Annotated in this window: 17 protein-coding genes; 7 read left to right on the forward strand and 10 right to left on the reverse strand. The window is 39.6% G+C overall.

Annotated features, from left to right (window positions below; genetic code table 11):
* Positions 1–17: 17 nt before the first annotated feature.
* Positions 18–1,088, reverse strand: a complete 1,071-nt coding sequence (locus tag WC222_00640) for a glycosyltransferase (GenBank protein ID MFA6914878.1) — start codon at positions 1,086–1,088, stop codon at positions 18–20.
* Positions 1,089–1,233: 145 nt separating this feature from the next.
* On the opposite strand from WC222_00640, the gene WC222_00645 reads away from it, so the two are divergent.
* Positions 1,234–2,004, forward strand: coding sequence for a methyltransferase domain-containing protein (locus WC222_00645; protein ID MFA6914879.1), 771 nt, complete (start codon positions 1,234–1,236; stop codon positions 2,002–2,004).
* 39 nt (positions 2,005–2,043) lie between these two features.
* Here WC222_00645 and WC222_00650 read toward each other — a convergent pair whose 3' ends face one another.
* Positions 2,044–3,489: a sodium/proline symporter gene (locus WC222_00650; protein MFA6914880.1), complete on the reverse strand. Its 1,446-nt coding sequence runs from the start codon at positions 3,487–3,489 to the stop codon at positions 2,044–2,046.
* Between the two features lie 137 nt (positions 3,490–3,626).
* Positions 3,627–4,271, reverse strand: a complete 645-nt coding sequence (locus WC222_00655) for an FAD-dependent oxidoreductase (GenBank protein ID MFA6914881.1) — start codon at positions 4,269–4,271, stop codon at positions 3,627–3,629.
* 214 nt (positions 4,272–4,485) lie between these two features.
* Between WC222_00655 and WC222_00660 the strand changes: the two genes are divergently transcribed.
* A complete protein-coding gene (locus tag WC222_00660) occupies positions 4,486–4,722 on the forward strand; it encodes a hypothetical protein (protein MFA6914882.1) in 237 nt (78 codons plus the stop codon).
* A 106-nt stretch (positions 4,723–4,828) separates the two neighbouring features.
* Positions 4,829–7,945, forward strand: coding sequence for a hypothetical protein (locus WC222_00665; protein ID MFA6914883.1), 3,117 nt, complete (start codon positions 4,829–4,831; stop codon positions 7,943–7,945).
* 5 nt (positions 7,946–7,950) lie between these two features.
* On the opposite strand, the gene WC222_00670 is transcribed toward WC222_00665, so the two are convergent.
* Positions 7,951–9,450 carry a hypothetical protein gene (locus WC222_00670; GenBank protein ID MFA6914884.1) on the reverse strand — a complete coding sequence of 500 codons (1,500 nt, stop codon included), beginning with the start codon at positions 9,448–9,450 and terminating at the stop codon, positions 7,951–7,953.
* 88 nt (positions 9,451–9,538) lie between these two features.
* Between WC222_00670 and WC222_00675 the strand changes: the two genes are divergently transcribed.
* A complete protein-coding gene (locus WC222_00675; protein ID MFA6914885.1) occupies positions 9,539–10,693 on the forward strand; it encodes an MFS transporter in 1,155 nt (384 codons plus the stop codon).
* 53 nt (positions 10,694–10,746) lie between these two features.
* Positions 10,747–10,980 carry a hypothetical protein gene (locus WC222_00680; GenBank protein ID MFA6914886.1) on the forward strand — a complete coding sequence of 78 codons (234 nt, stop codon included), beginning with the start codon at positions 10,747–10,749 and terminating at the stop codon, positions 10,978–10,980.
* Here WC222_00680 and WC222_00685 read toward each other — a convergent pair.
* A complete protein-coding gene (locus WC222_00685) occupies positions 10,961–11,617 on the reverse strand; it encodes a DUF6629 family protein (GenBank protein ID MFA6914887.1) in 657 nt (218 codons plus the stop codon). The genes WC222_00680 and WC222_00685 overlap by 20 nt on opposite strands.
* A 59-nt stretch (positions 11,618–11,676) precedes the next feature.
* On the opposite strand from WC222_00685, the gene WC222_00690 reads away from it, so the two are divergent.
* Entirely contained in the window at positions 11,677–12,369 is a 693-nt protein-coding gene (locus WC222_00690) for a hypothetical protein (protein MFA6914888.1), read from the forward strand.
* 79 nt (positions 12,370–12,448) lie between these two features.
* Here WC222_00690 and WC222_00695 read toward each other — a convergent pair whose 3' ends face one another.
* From WC222_00695 to WC222_00715, 5 genes are all read right to left on the reverse strand, one after another.
* Positions 12,449–12,859, reverse strand: coding sequence for a DUF1761 domain-containing protein (locus WC222_00695; GenBank protein MFA6914889.1), 411 nt, complete (start codon positions 12,857–12,859; stop codon positions 12,449–12,451).
* Between the two features lie 108 nt (positions 12,860–12,967).
* Positions 12,968–14,380, reverse strand: coding sequence for a TolC family protein (locus WC222_00700; GenBank protein ID MFA6914890.1), 1,413 nt, complete (start codon positions 14,378–14,380; stop codon positions 12,968–12,970).
* A complete protein-coding gene (locus WC222_00705) occupies positions 14,373–15,473 on the reverse strand; it encodes an HlyD family efflux transporter periplasmic adaptor subunit (protein MFA6914891.1) in 1,101 nt (366 codons plus the stop codon). Before WC222_00705 ends, WC222_00700 begins: the two co-directional genes overlap by 8 nt.
* Before the next feature lie 3 nt (positions 15,474–15,476).
* On the reverse strand, positions 15,477–16,157 hold the full coding sequence (locus WC222_00710; protein ID MFA6914892.1) for an ABC transporter ATP-binding protein: 681 nt from the start codon (positions 16,155–16,157) through the stop codon (positions 15,477–15,479).
* A gap of 1 nt (position 16,158) precedes the next feature.
* Positions 16,159–17,310 (reverse strand): ABC transporter permease, encoded by a 1,152-nt coding sequence (locus WC222_00715; GenBank protein ID MFA6914893.1) that lies wholly within the window; start codon positions 17,308–17,310, stop codon positions 16,159–16,161.
* A 98-nt stretch (positions 17,311–17,408) separates the two neighbouring features.
* On the opposite strand from WC222_00715, the gene WC222_00720 reads away from it, so the two are divergent.
* Entirely contained in the window at positions 17,409–18,689 is a 1,281-nt protein-coding gene (locus WC222_00720; protein ID MFA6914894.1) for a hypothetical protein, read from the forward strand.
* Positions 18,690–18,799 lie beyond the last annotated feature (110 nt).

Here is an 18,799-nt window from a genome sequence, read left to right on the forward strand (position 1 = left end):
TTACCCCGTGATTGTATCTAAATGCAGAACGGGACTTTTAAGCTCTCTTTTTGAAAAAATATTTCTTTAAGCTCTTTCCAGCTCTCGACGATACTGTTCTCTTCCTTTTGTATCGGGTAGGTTTTGTGTATATAGTCTGAAGCTGATTTCCCGATGCTTATAAAATCCTCCGGGCCTGTTTCAAATAAATTCGCAAGTTCTTCGACTTTTTTCACATATGCAAGAATGTTTCCGTGCTCTATAGGATAGGCGTAGGGAGCCTTAATATATTCTTTTCCCCCTTCACCATGGTATCCTATGACGACCGCTCCGCATGCCATGGCTTCTGCAGGCGGCAATCCAAAACCTTCTTGATAAGAAGTGCTTAGATAGATGGCAGAGTCTTGAAGGGTCTGAACAAGTTCTTCCTGAGGCATGCCTGTAAGCGGGACTAGATTCCAGTTATCTAGATGACCTCTCTGTTTTAGCATGCAGAGGATTTGCACGAGATGGTCCTCGCACTTGCGGGGCATAAAAGCGATCTGCTTTTTCTTTTGGGGTGTATAAGTGAACTGCTCAAGATCTATGCAGCATTGGCAGACATATACCGGAAGAGACTGAAAAGAATATTTCAAATACTCCTGAGAGTCTTGTGAGCATACGAGTGAGCCTAGAATATTCTCTCCTCTATGATAGTCTATTCTGCCCGAATTCTGCAGTACGTCTTTTAAGGTTAGACTATGGTAGATGAAATAGGCGGTGAAATTCAATAAGACGGTGGGGATGTCATTGAAGTAGGGTTTAAAATAATAAGATAAGTAATCCGGAATAACGATGACGTCTTCTGAACAAAATTTTGGGAGGCACTTTTTTAATCCGTCCGGGTTTGTAGTGAAGATGTGCGTGTTTTTAAGCAGCATTTCCCAACCCAGTACTCTCTTTTCCTTGATGCGGAGCAAATGGATTTTTTCCCTGAAGGTTGAACCCCAAAAATCATATTCGAAATAAGCTAAAGGAGTGTTGTTGGGTCTCCAAGGATAGCGGAAATTTTCGTCTTGATGGAGAACATAGGCCGAAAATCCATTTCGATTTAGGACGTCCACATGCATATATATTTTTTGTACTCCTCCGCAAGGAACAGGCGTACAAGGACAAATATAATAGATATTTCGCATAAGGGGTTAATAAGCTCCATTGGAAGGAAAGTATTGAAATGTTAGCATGTGTCAAAATTACACTTTAGAAGTTTTTTTTATGAATGATAAATGGAATCCAGAGCAATACCAGAAGTTTTCACAAGAACGTAAGCAGCCCTTTTACGATCTTGTAGAGCTGATAGAACCAAAAATGGGAATCTCTATTTTGGATCTGGGCTGCGGCACGGGTGAGCTGACCGAAGAACTTCATACTATGTTTAAAGCAAGCTATACTTTGGGTATAGACTCTTCTCCATCTATGTTGGAAAAAGCTGAGAAGCTTGTTAAAAAAGGATTGGAATTTCGGCAAGCTGATATCTCAAAATTTACTCCTGACCGTAAATTCGATCTGGTTTTCTCTAATGCTGCTTTACAATGGATTCCAGACCATGTCGGATTATTCAAACATCTTTTTATCCTAGTTGCCGATAAAGGGCAGCTTGCTTTTCAGATCCCCGCAAATAATGAGTATCCTACACATGTTATTGCACGTGAATTGGCCGAGGAACCCCCATTCAATTCTTATTTTGACGGTGGGAGGCCTTTGTATGCGTTATCCCCTGAATCTTACGCACAACTTTTAGTAGAGGGAGACTTTCATAAACAAGCTGTGAGGCTTCAGATCTATCCACACATCCTGGAGTCGACAGAAAGCGTGTTAGAATGGGTAAAAGGAACGCTATTAACCTATTATCAAAGCCGTTTGCCTCCAGATGTATTTGAAGAATTCCTAGCAACGTACAAATATCGCATTATTGCTTATTTCGGGGAGCAAAGGCCTTTCTTCTATCCTTTCAGACGTATTCTAATGTGGGGAAGTAAAGGGTAGAAATGGAATACGGAGGCAAGCCTCCGTATATAATGTATACTAAACTGCTGGTACGATTTCTTTCTTATTAGTCGCCCAAGAGACAATGAAGATACTCAGGAAGCTAAGCACAAATCCTGGCACCATAGCCGGTATCTCAATGGCCACATCCACAGGATAAAAGTAGTTCCATAAAGCAGCTACTGTACCACCCACTAGAATGCCGGTAATCGCTCCATAACGGTTAACCCAAGGATAATATAGTGCGCAGAGGATAACGGGACCGAAAGAACAGCCTAGACCTGCCCAGGCGTATATTACTGTATCTAGGACCGTGGAGGAACGCATAAATGCCACGCCGAGGGATATCAATGTGATTAAAATAACGCATATTCTGACAGCACGTAATAGTTGTCTTGGGGACGCTTTAGGATTAATAAGTTTTCCATAGAGGTCTTCACTTAACACGGAAGAGCAAACTAAAACTTGAGAGTCCATCGTAGACATGTTGGCTGCAATCAGTCCGCATAGGGCAAATCCTGCTAGGAAAGGATGAAAGAGGTTTTTAACCATTTCAACGAACACTAACTCAGGATTATTGATGCCTACAGGGAAGTAAGCTATGGCGACCAGGCCGCAAAAAGCAGCTAAGCTAAGCGCTATAAGCTGCCAGGTCATACCTAGATACATCGATTTTCTTAATTCTTCCGGGTGGCGGATGCCCATGAACTTTGTCACAATGTGCGGCTGACCGAAATAGCCTAAGCCCCAACCGAAAGCTAGGAGGATAAGATTGGCAATAGATACAAAGGATAAGTCTGCCAGGGGACTAAGGGGAATGTTATTTGCTTGCGCCGTGCTGATGACTTGGTCAATACCGTGGTTCATCTCGGATAAGGCTGCAAAAGGAACCAAAGCAATCATGATGAGCAAGAAGATCGCTTGAAAAAGGTCCGTCCAAGCAACCGTAATAAAACCACCGGCGAAGGTGTAACCCATGATAACTAAGGAAGAAAGAGCAAGTCCCCAATAGTAGTCAATGCCGAAGACAGAATCTAGGACAAAGCCCATAGCGATCAAACCGGCGCACAGATAGTAGCTCATAAAGAATACAAGCATGATAGCGGTTAAGATACGAATATGTCCGCGGTGGTCATGAAATCTTTTTTCAAAAAATGCAGAAAGGGTATTAGCTTGGAAGTTTTCCGTTGCTTGTCTGAGTTTTAAGGCTACAAGCTTCCAGTTGAAAAACATGCCGAGCAATAGTCCAAGTGCAATCCAAATTTTGGGCATACCACCCATATATAAGGCGGCGGGAAATGCCATAAAAAGCCAAGCGCTCATATCACTGGCATGTGCTGATAAGGCTATTACCCAGAAATTCAAGCTGCGGTTGCCTACAATAAAATCCGTAGAGGTGCGCATCGTTTTATGGGAAACGACGGCGATAATAATTAAGAAGGCGAAATAAATCGCAAAAGCTAAAAGCATTGGTGTACTGACCACGGAAATTAGCGTCCTTTTGAAAAAAAAATCCATTCTTGCAGAGAAGATGTCAAAAAGTCAACAGGATAGTGGAATAGATAAATGAGGATTAAAGCGTCATGCTGCATCGCAACTATTTTAATATAAGACTGTTAATGTTATTTCGGTTTTTTTAAATTGGATAGTGCCGGACCGTTAATGACCTCACCTTCCTTTGTAAAGCGTGATCCGTGGCAAGGGCAATCCCAAGTTTTTTCTATGGCATTCCATCTCACCAGTCCACCCAAATGGGGACAGATAGCAGAAAGTTCATGCGGGATGCCTTTATCATCCTTGTAGATAGCCAATTTCATTGCACCTATTCTTAATATGGCTCCCTCGCCGGGTTGGATTTCCTCTAATTTATCTACATCAGATCTTGTGACCCAATCGGCATACTGTGTTAATGTATTTAAGTTCTCAGCGCCAAACTTTTTGAAGGCTTTTAAAGTCTTTCTGTGAGGATCATATAAGTTTTCCCACGGATTTTTTTTACCTAATATCAAATCCGTGAGAAGGATTCCGGCTATGGTTCCGTGGGTCATTCCGTTACCTGAATCTCCTGTAGCAATATAGGTCTGCTTGTGGGTACCCCGCCCTATAAAAGCGAGTCCATCCATAGGCTCTAGAATCTGGCCAGACCACTGATAGTCTGTAGATGTGTAGGAAGGAAATCTTTCTTTTGTCCAAGCTTCAAGGCGTTTAAAGACTGTTGCAGGATCTTCATAAGGGTATTCTCCTGTGCGATGATCTTCCCCGCCCACTATCCTTTGCCACGTTGAAGAGCATAAGAGATATTGCTTTAAGATGGAGTTTTATTTAAATTTATTTGAGTTAATACGTGGGAAAAGAAAAATTAAATTTTCAAACTTATATTCTTATAATAAAGAAAACTTTATTCCACTGAGGGTCTTAAAAAGTAAGCTTAACTTATTTGCCGAACCTTACAACATTGAGGATGTTCAATTTGAAAAGACGATGTTTTGCAGCCATTATACTCTTAGCGTTATCATTCAAGCTACTGTAAAAACTTACAGGCATTTCAATGGGGTAGCATCCACTTCTACACTAGATATGTCATTTTTTGGCTTTAATCCTTCTACACGTTCTGATGAAGTGAGTCCTTCCCTTCTTAAAGAAGCTTTCTTAAAACAAGAGATAATACGTCCTTTAAATCCTAATAAGCACATCCCTTTCGAAATATTTGTTCAATAGTTATAAAATTTATTGAGTTGAATATTAAACTTTTTTCAATAATATTCATTTACTTTGGCATAGATATTGCAACTTTAAGACTAAATAGACTTAAAAGGAGCATTTTATGCCACCAAGAATTACAAGTTCTACTTCTGGAGTTCAATCCCATGCCGGAATTGAATTACCTCAGGAAAAAAGCGAAATGCCCGTCAAATCTCAACGCTTTTCCAAAAGAAATTCTGTAAGAGATTCTATAGTCGATTTTTTAAAATCTTTGGTGTCTTTTAACGGCGCAGAGGAGCACTCGAAAAGCTCCAAAACTCTTGAAGCTATTCCTATTGGGCAGACTATTTCCGGTAATGTGAAAAATAGAATTAAAAATTGGATGGTGAAACTGAATATCATCAAAGTGGGAGACGCAGAAATTTCGAAGCTTAACGCGCCGAAAGCTAAAGATGTGTATGATAAGGTAGGTTCTCCAGATCGTCATATAATCATTTCAAATGTCCTAAGTAATTCAACAGACGCTACGATTGGGAATATTCCACTCTATCTATTTAGAGATGTTACCCCAAAGGAAATAGCTCAAATACCGGATAAAGCCTTTGTCGTTTTAAATGAGGAACAATTTTCCCGCCTACCGAAAGATGCTCAAAAAGCCTACATCCAAAGATTCGAACGTGATCCTTTGTTAATGTCTCATGTAGATTTATATGCACTGAATCAGCTTCCAACTGAAGCTATCAAACATATGACACCTGCCCATTTAGATAATGCTTCAAAAGATGTTCTTGTTAATCTTACGAGTGATCAGGCTTCATTAATGCCTAAGAACACTCTTAAAGCATACTCAGAAAAAATGAATGGGGAAGTTAATCATCGGACTAAAGACCAGCTACTTAATATTAAAGAAGAACAATATAATGCTTTAAGCGAGAGTTCTAAAATTGCTGTTGCTCAAAAATTAGTAGATATCCCTTTAAATGATCCGAAAATGTTATCCCACTTTAAATCTTTACCTGAAGGTTTAAGGAAAACTTTGGCTGCAAATGCATTTAAGGTATTAAAAGACCACAGCGTTGAAGACATCCCCCTAGCTGTCATGAGGGATGTAACTCCTCAAGTTATTAAATCGTTATCTGATAAACAACTTATTTCCCTTACAGCGGATCAGGTGAAGAGATTTCCGAAAGAAACTCAAAAAGCATATCTTAGTAAGTTTTCAAGCAAACCGTCTATGATGAATTCTGTTGCAATGACTAATTTAAGCACCTTGCCGCCCGCACTTTTCTCAAAAATGACACCTAAGCATATTGGAAATGCACATCTAGAAGTTCTTTTAGATTTTTCCAAAGAACAATACGATTTATTACCTAAGGCAGCTCAGAAGGCCTATGCTAAAGTTGTACAGGAAAAAATAGGGGACGTGAATTTTAGGCAAATTTCCCCCACAAAGATTAGAGTGCTTCCAGAAATAGCCTTTAAAGGGCTTAAATCCACTGATTTAAATCTATTGCATCCTGATTCATTCCTCTCCATCACGAGTGAACAGTTCCAAAATATGCCCAAGAATGTTCAAAAACATTATGTAGATAGGTATTTCGAAAATTTTGTAGCCTCCAACAATAATCCAGAATCTAAAGCCGCCTTTTTATTAGCACTCCAACCGGGAATGTTTGTCCATCTTTCCAAAGATCACATTAATCAATTTCCAGTTCCGGTATTACAGCACTTTATAGAGATAGATAGAGCTGCCAAAATTAAAGAGAAATTCCTTAATAAATTGGATGATACAGTTTTTATTGCGTTTCATTTTAAGGCCAATCCCGCTATTCAAAAGGCCGGTCAGACCATTGCCGGCTTTACTGAAGCAGATTGGAAGAGCATGACAGTAGCTAAGGCGCAAAGTATGCCGGTAGCGTCTTTTGTGGGACAGATTTCATGGGATAGTTATAAGAGCATGAAGCCTGAAGTACGGGATTATATTTTGGGAAGCCAGATGCAGGCAGGACATATTAATCCACAAGATTTCTACGGTATAGGCCAAAATATTGGCCCGGATGCACAAGTCCGCTTGTTTTCAAAGATACCTCCCCATCTCTATCTTGAATTTCTACCTGCAATACATCCTGATAATCTAAAAGAAAATGCAATTCTTAAGTACCAACCACAGCATATCAGTCTTTTAACCCCTTATCAGATAAAGAATAAATTTGACCCGCAACTAATTAACCAGCTGGAAAACCAGCAGATTGAGGCCCTTACGCCCCGTCAAGTGTCTAACTTGTCTGGCGATGCGCAAGTTGCTTATTTAAATCGGATGATGGGTAGTGCCGTCTTGGAAAGGACTCTTTCCGCTCTGAACGGCTCTGTATTAACTAAGGAAGATATTGAAAAACTGCCCCCTCCCATATTTTTAGAAATTACTCCACTCCAATTGAATCTTATGGATGACGATGCCTTTGAACTGTTTGAGAAAAAAATGACTAAATTAAATGAGCACATTTTGTTTGATATTGATAACCGTAGGGTTTTAGACAATATTGAGCGATTGCATCCAAAATATCTGACAATTGCAGCAATAAAAAAACTGACTCTTTTGACATTAAATAAGCTGTCACCAAGGCAGGTGGAATATCTGCGTACACAAAATGCTCCGGCTCACAAACAGTATTTAGACAGAGTGGCTAATATTGCCAAAACAGATAATCTTACTCCCGAATCTGTCCAAAGAATGGATATTAATCAGACGCAAGCCAGATTTACTCCACAGCTTATGAGGCGACTAGATATAAGTCTATTAAAGGCCTTAAGCCCACAACAAGTGGCAGTATTATCTGAGGAAGGTAAGAGGACGTATCTAGACCGCATGAAAAAAGAACAGGCACTAGAAAGAACAATTCATGCCATACCTACAACACTTTTCACAGTTGAAATTCTTGAAGCCTTGACCGTTCCTGCATTTCTAGAATTAGCTTCAAATTTCAACACTTTTGGAGATGAAGAATTTCAAGTCTATCAGGAGATTTTTAATGAGATTAATGGTGAAGTCTTAATAGATATTGAGAATTCAAAGGACATGCAGAATATAAACAGGTTTCATCCCAAATACTTGACTCTTAAAACGATTGAGCTTTTAGATTCTTCAATACTGCGCAAACTAAATCAACAGCAAGTATCTTATCTTAATCAAAACAACCTAGAGGCTTTCCAAGAATATAACCGCAAAATGCGGACTTAATTTATTTAGTTTGTGTTGACTTGCAGGACCTCTTTGATACCGTTTTTGTCCACTATCAATCTGAATTTTTGATAGGTGACTTTGGTTGTAGTGTCGTTTTCGGCATAGGTATTTTTGAGGATGATGTTGATATGATAGGTTTTGGGGAGTTCTATCTCGACAATTTTTTTTGTCTCTGGATCAAAAACGTTGTAAACAAAGTAAGGATCGCCTGCTTTCCAAAAGAATTGGCTGATATTAAAGCGTGAGATAATGTTCAGCCTTGAATATTTGGCAAACAACGAAGTAAACATACAGACGCTTTTCTTATAATAGATGATTTTCTCAGGGCGTTGGAATTTCTCCAACATGGTATGAAAATGTTTATTGCGAATTTCCATAATCTTAGGATCCGCATCCTTTTGATCTAAAAAGGTAAACAATTCCATCAAGGTTCCCATTAGTCGTGAATTGTCAGGCGATCTTATTTCCGTTTTATAGTTAGCAAGCCACCCAAAGCCACGTATGGAGGGAATTGAACGTAACCCCTCTTTTATGCGGTCTTTAAGGATATAAAATACAACAGTCAGAAAGATATAAGGCTCAGAGCTGACAACGAATTGACTTGCTTGAGAGACAAACAACAATAGGAAAACAAGCATAGCTATACCTGCTGCAATACTGCCGATAAGATTTCTATGCTTATTCATCAAGGCATCGCGGTTAGACACTAAATGCAATACATCCATTACGAATTTGTTCAGTAGGCTCTGGCGATAGGGGATTTCTTCATCACGTGCAGAAGGATCCTGCGGATTAGCATACAAGGGGAAGTATTTAACGCGTATTTTTAGCTCATCCGATAGTAGTTCACAGATGAGTGCATCACATGCCGACAAGGAGGCGTCGTTCAGCTTTCTTAGGTATTTCAGCAAGCCCACAAAATAAAAATCAAAGGTTCCACTTAGAAACTCATCTACATAGGCTGATGTAACTGCAATGTTAGATCCATTGGTTGTATCTAGAGAGATAATCGTCTCTTTAAATTTCTGACGGAACACCTTCCATTCAACGCATAGCTGAGTGACATTTTTCGCGAAGAGCTCCAAATCGAGGGGCTTTTTCCTGTCTTTAAGAAAATCCACCAGTTGATGGACTTCATCACGTAACTCACTTCTTACAATATTGGCAAGCAGCTTCAGTTCGTAAGTGAATTTTTTCTCTTCGACTAAACCTTTTTTAAATCGTGTAAGAGGAGAGTTTTCATTAGACTCATCTAGCAACTCTTTTAAAGTGATTCGTGGCGTTTTAAAACGGATAAAATTGTTTTGATCTTTGAAAAAGTCATTTACAGTATAGGTTTGCGAGTTTATCAGAAGCGAGTTGGGAACAAAGATGTAGAATTCTTGGCGATGGTTTGATTTTGGATTGGCTGAGGTAGCAGCAAATTCTGATTTTAGCTCGAACTGCCACCGGTCTCTAAATTGAATGTCGCCTGTCTGTAATTCCTTCCAAAATTTATCCACGTTTTATTTGCTCGGTGTCGTATGTTTATTATTTTATTGAAATTTATATAAATTTATATTATAATGAAATCAACAAAATTTAATAGTTATGTTATTTTTAATTAAAGCCTTATTTAATCCTCTCCTAAGCCTCGTCTTTGTGGTCCTAGCAACCGCATATTTTGTTACTTTTACGACTCTTTTAATTAAAAGCAATGGACATAGCGACCAAGTGGTAGGAGCAATGCATTCTGCCTACTACGGCGGAATGTTTATCGCAGCTTTTTTTTGCGAATTCTTTGTGAAAAGGATAGGCTACAACAATACGTTTATCTTATCGACTCTAGCTACAGCTATGACTGTTCTGGCTATGGGAGGCCTTGACTCTTCTTTGCTATGGATCTCTATGCGTTTTATCGCAGGAATTTGCATGGGTTTGATCTATATCGTCATTGAAAGTTGGCTCCTTTCTTTTAGTACTGCAGTTACAAGGGGACAGATTTTAGCTATCTACACTGTTGCCCTTTATTTTTCGCAAGCCATAGGCCAATACTTTATAGATTTTATACCCTCGAACTCTTCCCTACCTTTCATCCTATGTTCCGTATTAACAGCAGTAGGTGTTTTACCTCTCTTATTCGAAAATAAACCGATCCATATGGAAGAGTCCACTGCCGATAATAGCTCCATTTCCCAGTGGCGTTCGATGTTTCTAATTTGCCCATTAGGAGTATTTGGCAGTATTTGTTCGGGAATTATCCTGAGCGGAGTCTATAGCTTCACACCGCAATTCGCGGTGGAATATGAAATTTCTCCTTCCATTCTTCTTAGTGTCACAATCTTTGGCGGAGTGTTGCTGCAATGGCCCATTGGTTGGATTTCCGATAGATTTCCTAGAGATAAAGTATTGATTGGAACAAGTATGCTTATACTTCTTCCCACCCTTTCGATTTTCTTTTTTCCTGCCTATTGGAATGTTTTAATTAACTCGTTTGTTATGGGCGGATTAGCTTTTACTCTTTACCCGCAAAGTATCGCATATATGGCAACTGCTATGCCGCATGTTTCTTTCTCTTCTATAGCTGCTTTGTTATTAATGACTTATGGCATAGGCTCTACCATAGGCCCTATGATGGCGGCCGAATTTACTAGCCGCTTGGGGAGCATAGCCCTCTTTGTTTTTTTTGCTATCTGGGGCACAGGGCTAACACTCTGTGGATTTCTAAAAAAAAGTTCGCCTCTTCTTTCAGAGGAAATTTTGTAATAATATCGTTTATGTTAAAGTAAATATATATAACCGCAACCCCCGGAGTTGCTATGCGATTTATATTTAATTTTGTGTTTTTTGGGTTGTTATTCTTTGTTATCTGGAAATTTTTCCCGGATGCATTTACTACCCTAGTGGGATGGGTGTCCGCATTGTATAATTATTTACATCACCTGTTTCAAAGCTTAATTGACAATGTCAATAAAGCTACAGAAACAGGCGAGCATCCAGTCAAACAGACAGCAACTATGCTGCCTTTCTTGTTTACACTTTGGAAGAAGTAGTAAGACGACTTCTTTCAGGCTCCTCTCTTAGCGCTAGGTAAAAGCCTGCGCTAAGAAGGGCCGCAAAAAAGCACCATACAGAAATAAAGTTATAGAAATAAATATAAAGCGTTAGTAAAAACGCTCCAAACATCCCTACTCCGACCCATTTGAATTTTTGTATCGACGTAATGAAGAAGGGCAGAACAGTGGCGACTACATAAGGAAGTGTTAAATCGGGAACGGTTCCTAAATATCTTAAACTTTGCCCCCACATAATCACATTCAACGTTTGGGAAAATCCCGTATAAGCAAAGGTAAGGGATGTAAAAGCTCCTAATACTGTGATTGCTCTCAATACGTTCAGCCTCCAGCCAGGAGATTCTGCATAGGAAAAGGCAAAAGGAATCCAAAACGGCCATATGATGAATGCAAACAGAAGAAAGATGTATTTTACTGCAGTTACAAATAATTCGGGAAAAGAATAACTATAAGACAACCAGATAAAACCTTCTGAGAGTTGTTGTAATGCAAACATAAGTGGTATGATCGCAATTAACTGTAAAGAAGGTTGTAAGGAGGTTTTCTTAAGTGTAGCGTAGCCAATAATTCCTAGAACTGCGGCTCCTCCTAAACTGGCTTCGGCGGAAAAACACATAATAAAACTCCTTATTGAATATGATGAAACTATATGAATAAAAAAATTATTTTCAATATATGCTATCAATTTCCTTAGAAGACACTCAATGTAAGACGCTTACTGATTTCCTAGAAGAGCTTATTCTAGAAAGTGAGAAAGCAGCAAAGAAATCCTGCCGGTATACCATTATTAAAACAGAGTCTAATACTCTTTGCTATGAACTGGTTACCCCAAAGTTAAGTCAGGCCACATATGCCGCTGAAAAGGATTTAGTTTCCTTTTCTTGGAAAATCTATAGGGATCTAACCTATTTAGAATATGCTGTACGAGGGCAAAAGGCCCTGAATAGAATCAGAGAGCAGGATGTTTTTACCCGCAGTATAACAGAAAATATCTACATGACTTGCATCGATTGGCTTGGCCTGACTGCCTGTGTTCCGCAGGTAAATATCGGGAATATGCTGGTTAAATTAGAGGAGAGAATCGAAATAGCCTTTACAAGGCTAGAGAAAGCAAAAACCAAATTCATCCATTGTTATAACGATCAGATGAAAGAACAACTTGAACTAAGTACTGCCACATATAGCTTAGCTATGAGTAAAGGGAAAAAAGCCTTTCTAAAAGTACACCCCGATAAGAATCTTGAAAACCTGCAAGACTCCCATAATGAAACGTTAAAGTTCATGAAATACTATTCAAAATTGAAAGACACCTTATTAAACTATGGGATAACAGCAGCAAAAATGGACGAGCTTTCTGCAGGGAAGTGATTTTCTGCTAAATGCTAACCTTGTCCTAATAGGGGAGTGCGGCGACTTGTCAAATCTATCACCGCACTCGGATCATTACTTAGATCCAGAGAATTAGAATAACACTGCTGATTAGCAAGCCTACAAGATAGTAACCACTTGTAATTGCCCACCATCCACAAGGTTTTCTTTCCCAGATAACGCTACCTGCTAGGGTTGTAGCAACAAAACCTAACCAAGCCCAAAAGGCCAAACAGGCGCCTTCACCAAGAGTATGAGCATTAGTTTGTTTTATGAAATAAGCTAGGGCTAGAACATAAAGGAATGATACTAGGAATCCCCAAAGATAGCTGAGGCCGCCACAACTTTTAATATCTTCTTCCTTGATATTGCAGCATTTCATCCAAGGATATCCAAAAAGGGCTGGGGAAAACCACAGAGCGCCTAGAAGAAAAAAAACAATGGCTGCAACAATCACTGCCCAATAATTTATAAGGTGTAAAACTTCCATTTGATCTCCTGCAATAATTTGCATTTGTTTGTTCAAAATCAGGTATAATTAATTAAACGTTTTTTTGAATAGATAAATGAACTGCAATATACCTCAGATCTCATCGGTTCAAAGACAATTATCCAACAGCATCCACTTCGATCCGCCTAATGACTTATATAAACTGACATATTCAAGTAACAGCTCAATATTAATTTGTAGCAGCTCTTCCTCGGAGCTATATAATGCTTGTTGTATGGTTAATACTTCGAAATAACTGTTAAAACCTTGGTTATATAAATCAGAAATTGAATAGAGAGCTTCCTCATCAGATTCAAGGGCTTTTTGTAGATAGGATTTTCTTTCCTGTGAAGATTTTAGTGCTGCCAAAGCGTTTTCAACTTCTTCAAAAGCATTTAAAATCACTTTGTGGTATTCGAGCAAAGCTATCTGTGTTTCAGTCTTACTCATCTCTACGTCTTTTTCCAGCATACGGCTGTTAAATAGGGGAAAAAGCAATTGCGGAGTAATAAAATAGACCCCGCTAGACCCACATTTAGTGCTAATATCGCCAATAAATCCTTTAATGGAAAATCGTGGGTAAAGGCTTGCTATGGCACTTTCTTCCAATTCCATGGCAGCAGCTAAGTCCTGTTCAGCTTTTCTAATATCTGGGCGATTACGGAGTAGTTCTGTGGGTATGCCTACAGGTAAAACACAAGGAAGTTTCGGCAAGGGAGCAAGAGGGGTTAGTTCGCAGACTAATTGGGAAGGATATAGGCCCGTAAGAATGGAAAGGCGATGGATCGACTTCTGAATAGCTAGTTCTACTTGAGGTTTACGGGCATTCATACGGTTGAATTGTTCTTCGGAAATTTTTCTATCGGCGGTGTTCTTAATCCCTATCCGCACTAGTTCTTCCGTTAAAACGACATTGTCTTGGTTGGCTGCAATGAGGTTTTGAATGATTTGCAGTTGCTTTTGCTGTCCACGTAACTCAATATAGTTGCGCGCAATTTCAGCTGTTAGTGTACACCAGAGATTAAAATAGTTTTCTTCTGAGGCATGAATTCTAGCTTCCAAAGCCCCTATCTTATGTTTGTTGACTCCGAAAAAGTCGATTTCCCAATCGGCATCAAACCCGGCCTCGAAAAACCCTACATTGGCTGTACGGCTTCCAACACAGGAACCAAGTGCCTCTTTAAGGATTTTTCTATTAAATCCTAACTCGCCTACAGATACTGATGCATCAATATGGGGTAGAGAAGCTCCTGACATGCCATTACGTTCTAAACGCGCTTGTAAAATACGCAAGGCAGCGCTATTCAGGTCTAAATTCTTTATCGAAGCCTTTTCAATCAGAGAGTTTAATATAGGATCTTCAAGAGCATCCCACCAGACAAAATCTTCCAAAACACTTGGCTCCATGTTGCAGGTGAGGGGGGATTCCCATTGATTGGGAATGTCAATTTCCATCTCGCAAGGGCAAGGACGATGACAACAACCCCCTAGGAGGAATAATAATATAAATAGCTTACGCATTTGAAATTTCATCTTCGTGCGAAATTGTGTTAGGGGTTGGATTAGGATTTGTTTCAATGAACACATCCATTTGCTGTCCTACAAATATGCGATAAGGGTTATTTACAAATTTATACACGACTTGCAGGACACGTGTATCCACTTTCTCTGAAATATCGTTGGTAATATTTTGTTTATTGACCAAATAGGGGTCTAGGCGAACGAATTCTAACGGTACCTGTACACGTGCATCGCCCTGTAAAAACGCTACCGAAGGAGCCTTAGGATCAAAATAAGAGGCGTTGTATTGATTAATGCTGACTTCTAGATGTTTTTCATCCGTATTTCCCACAATCATAATGGGCGTTCTGGAAGTGTCAGCAGGAGGCAATTCTCCTTCGTGGATTTTGATTTGCAGTACTTTACCATCAATGGGTGAAAGAACAGTCGTCCGATTAATCTCAGTGTTGACACGTTCCACATTTGTTCTAGCCTGTTGCAACTCAAATTTTGCAATGCTTACATCAGGTTTCCAAGTGCCGGACTTTACTTTATTCAGATTTGCCTTGGACTGGGTAAGCTTAGCTTCCGCTTGGATATAAGCGAAATGACGGCGATCGATTTCCTGTTGGCTAAGCGCACGTGGATCTTGTAGGTTTTGGACCATCTCATATTGTTTTTGAGATTGCTTAAGTTCAGCTTCTGCATTAATCACATCGGCATTAGCAACCGCGATATCTTCTTCTCTGGGAGCTTGTTCCAGTTTTTGGAGTTTAGCCGCAGCAATATCGTATAAGGCTTGTTGAGTTTTAAGCTCAGCCTTTAAATCGCGGTCATCTAATTGAATTAAGGGTGCGCCTTTCTTGACGTTTTCACCCACACTGACCATTACCTTGCTTACAATTCTATTCAGTGGTACTCCGATCGAGATGTTCTCGCTGCTGGCCTCCACAATTCCAACTGCTGAAATATAGTTCTTGAAAGGGGATACGGGATGAAGTGTATTTCTTTCCGGAATGACTACTTCCTGATTTTCTTTCCACATCGAAGCTATTATCAATAATAGACCTAGAAAAGATAGCGTTAGGATAACTTTAAAATAGTTCTTTTGCATCTTTTAACCTGAAGTAATTCTTCCGTCATTTAGTTCAACAATTCTATTAGCATAGGGAAAAGTTCTCTGGTCATGCGTTACGACCACAACGGCACAGCCTGAATTTTGAGCTATGGCTTTCAGCAGTTTCATCGATTCTGCACCAGTGCTTTCATCAAGAGCGCTTGTAGGCTCATCACAGACTAGTATTCTGGCATCGTTGACTAGTGCTCTAGCGATAGCAACCCTTTGTTGCTGTCCTTTAGATAGTTCTTCTGGAGGATCATTTGCTTTCTGGCCAATATGCAGCTGATCTAACAATGACTGCGCTTTTTCCAGAGAAATATTTTCTGCTGTTCCGGCAATCGTTAAAGGTAAGATCACATTTTCTATGACCGAAAGGGAAGGAATTAGAAATAGCGATTGAAAGACAATACCCAAATTCTGATTTCTAAATTCAGCTTTTTCATCTATCGACATAGTGTGAATGTCTTTATCAAATATGATTAATTCTCCCTCGTCAGGAGTTAAAATCGTCATTAATATCGACAATAAGGTTGTTTTACCTGAACCCGAAGGTCCAACGATCAAAGTCAAACATTCAGGATAGATATCCAGATCAATGTCTTTAAGCGCCTCTACTTGATGGTCGCCAGAACCGTAAGTTTTTTTTATCCCTTTGCATGTGATGACAGGCTTATGCATGCTAATTCCCCAAAAGTACTTTAGGATCAGCACTTAATACACGATGAATGCTTAGCAGCGCTGAGGATAAGCAGATGACTAGAATAATTCCTCCTGTAAATAAGAGAAGTTGCCAAGGGAAAAGGAAAGCTAGCGTTGTATTTTTGATGGTCATTCCCCAAAGCATTGTGGCACTGGTTCCTAATATAAATCCTATAGCACCTGCGAAAAAAGCTTGCAGTAGGATCATACTCAATAGGGTATTGCGTTTTCCCCCTAAGGACTTGATTAGGGCGTAGTACTTTAAATTCTCTACTGTGAAATTATGAAAAATTTGGCCTGCAATCGAGAATCCTATGATGATACCTAGGGCTACTGATAGACCGAAATTGATCAGAATACCTGTTTTTAGAAAGAAATCTCGTATTTTGTTCTTAAGTTGTTCCCTCGTCAACGCAGTAATATTTTGGATATTATCTATTCCGCGGACGACTTCCGAGACCTTAGCCCCAGGGGCCGTTTTAACAGCAATATATCCGAGCGCATTTTCACCTAAACCTGTATATGCTTTATACTGCGAAAACGTAGTGAAAATTACCGGCTGAGGAAAGAATCCTGGGGTAATAGAACAGATTCCTACAATCACAGCGCGTTGTCGATTAATTTCCAGGGTGTCTCCAATTTTCACGGGAATAGTTCGTCCGTCAGGAAGCTTTTTAGCAAGTACGCCATTTGCTGATTGCGTATCCACTATAATGCCTCCGGGCCGCCTTAAATCCTCAATCGAACCCTCAAGCATAATTACGGGAGCTCCAATCAGCGTGCTATCATCGATTCCATACACCTCACCCATTTCAAATACGCCTTCTTCCGAAACAATAGGGAGAATTGAAATGCCGATAGGTACAGCCCACTCCACCCCTGCTACGCTGCGAACCAAAGATAAATTCTTCAGGGACATATTGCGTAGTTTATCATTGCTTTCTGTTGCCGGGTCCATGACCCATACATTGGGAGCTGAAATATCTGTTACCATTCTATAGGAACGTGAAACCAGTCCCAAAAAAATTGCAGACTGCTGGGAAATCAGTAATGTGGCGAGAAAAATGCCGAAAATAACCCCTAAAAAAGATGATTTATTGCCCACAAGCATTTTGAGAGCTAAAGTTAGCATGAGTAAGCGTTGTAAAGTTTTTGTAATGTTAAATAATTTTTATTATAGATAATACCTTATATTGATCAATGACTTAGAAATACTAACGGGAGAAACTCATGTATAAGCTTTTGGCAATTTTATTTTTCACTTGTTGGCTGGGATCGGTAAATGCTGAATTAGCATTTGAAGGTGCAGAAGGGTTTGGAGCTAATTCAAAGGGAGGTAAGGGCGGACAGATAATAAAAGTTACCAGGCTCGATGATAATCCCAATAATCCTAAAACAGGTTCTTTTCGATGGGCGGTAAATCAAAAAGGACCGCGTATTGTCCAATTTGATGTTTCGGGCAACATCTCACTCCAAGACAGGCTCGTTATTGAAGAACCATTTTTGACCATTGATGGATCCACAGCACCAGATAAAGGAATTTGCATTAAAAATTATGGACTTGAATTTTCAGATACCCATGACATCATTGTACGTTATATCCGTGTCCGTCATGGGGATGTTAAAGTATTAGAGGAAAATAAAAAGGAAGGACGTTCACGTCCTGAAAAATCCGTTGGATTGGATTGCATTAACATCGATACATCAAAAGATGTCATCGTAGACCATTGCTCTCTTTCCTGGTCTTGCGATGAGGTTGTCAGTGTGACAAGAAGTGAGAATGTCACTATCCAGTGGTGCTTCATTACAGAACCTTTAGCTAATCCTAAAATCCATCCTTATGGCGATGAACACGCGTATGGATTTAATGCCAGTGCTAACACCCTATCCGTTCATCATTGCTTGTTTGCAAACTATGTTATGCGTGGGCCTCAGTTTGAAACGAATGATGTCGATGCTAATAAAAGGGACTATGACATCAAGATGGAAGCTGTAAATAATTTAATTTATAACTATACACGTTCCGGATCCAGGTACACAACAGGAGTAGATAATCCCGATCAACTAGGTGACGTCATATTCCAATTCCAATACATCAATAATTTGTATGTTAACAAAACGGACGTAAAGCCTGAAATCAATGTAGAGGATAGCACCACCGCAAAACCGAATTTAAAAGTATTTATTTCAGGAAATATAGGTCCGATCCGTTCAAGCCAAGCAATGGGCCAGTATGTAGGGGTGAAAGTGGGCAGTGGGAGTGGAACACCTATTCTCGACTCCAAAGCGAAAATCCGCGGTCGTTTAAGTTATGAGCAAATGTTTTCTGCTGCGGTGCCAATATCGACCTTTTCAGCGGAGAGCATTTATCCCATCATACTTGAAAATGCAGGGTGCAATTTGAAGAGAGATTCTGTGGATGAAAGAATCATAAAGAAAATCAAGGCATTGAAATTCGAAGACATTCTCAAATCACAAGAAGATGTGGGTGGATGGCCTGATTTAAGTTAGGAAAATGCCAACCCGATTTGGCTTCAAATAAGCTGAGTCGGGTTCTATTAAAGAATAGGTTATTGTATCCCCATTGGAGGCAAATAAATCGCCGTTATTATCTGCTTGCA

The organism is Parachlamydiales bacterium (assembly GCA_041671045.1).
Taxonomy (GTDB): Bacteria; Chlamydiota; Chlamydiia; order Chlamydiales; family JABDDJ01; genus JABDDJ01.

What these genes read in the sequence shown, in the direction of transcription:
- WC222_00640 (MFA6914878.1), bottom strand. Translation starts at nt 1,088, where the DNA reads ATGCATGTGGACGTCCTAAATCGAAATGGATTTTCGGCCTATGTTCTC.
- WC222_00645 (MFA6914879.1), top strand. Translation starts at nt 1,234, where the DNA reads ATGAATGATAAATGGAATCCAGAGCAATACCAGAAGTTTTCACAAGAA.
- WC222_00660 (MFA6914882.1), top strand. Translation starts at nt 4,486, where the DNA reads ATGTTTTGCAGCCATTATACTCTTAGCGTTATCATTCAAGCTACTGTA.
- WC222_00665 (MFA6914883.1), top strand. Translation starts at nt 4,829, where the DNA reads ATGCCACCAAGAATTACAAGTTCTACTTCTGGAGTTCAATCCCATGCC.
- WC222_00675 (MFA6914885.1), top strand. Translation starts at nt 9,539, where the DNA reads ATGTTATTTTTAATTAAAGCCTTATTTAATCCTCTCCTAAGCCTCGTC.
- WC222_00680 (MFA6914886.1), top strand. Translation starts at nt 10,747, where the DNA reads ATGCGATTTATATTTAATTTTGTGTTTTTTGGGTTGTTATTCTTTGTT.
- WC222_00685 (MFA6914887.1), bottom strand. Translation starts at nt 11,617, where the DNA reads ATGTGTTTTTCCGCCGAAGCCAGTTTAGGAGGAGCCGCAGTTCTAGGA.
- WC222_00690 (MFA6914888.1), top strand. Translation starts at nt 11,677, where the DNA reads ATGCTATCAATTTCCTTAGAAGACACTCAATGTAAGACGCTTACTGAT.
- WC222_00695 (MFA6914889.1), bottom strand. Translation starts at nt 12,859, where the DNA reads ATGGAAGTTTTACACCTTATAAATTATTGGGCAGTGATTGTTGCAGCC.
- WC222_00700 (MFA6914890.1), bottom strand. Translation starts at nt 14,380, where the DNA reads ATGCGTAAGCTATTTATATTATTATTCCTCCTAGGGGGTTGTTGTCAT.
- WC222_00705 (MFA6914891.1), bottom strand. Translation starts at nt 15,473, where the DNA reads ATGCAAAAGAACTATTTTAAAGTTATCCTAACGCTATCTTTTCTAGGT.
- WC222_00710 (MFA6914892.1), bottom strand. Translation starts at nt 16,157, where the DNA reads ATGCATAAGCCTGTCATCACATGCAAAGGGATAAAAAAAACTTACGGT.
- WC222_00715 (MFA6914893.1), bottom strand. Translation starts at nt 17,310, where the DNA reads ATGCTAACTTTAGCTCTCAAAATGCTTGTGGGCAATAAATCATCTTTT.
- WC222_00720 (MFA6914894.1), top strand. Translation starts at nt 17,409, where the DNA reads ATGTATAAGCTTTTGGCAATTTTATTTTTCACTTGTTGGCTGGGATCG.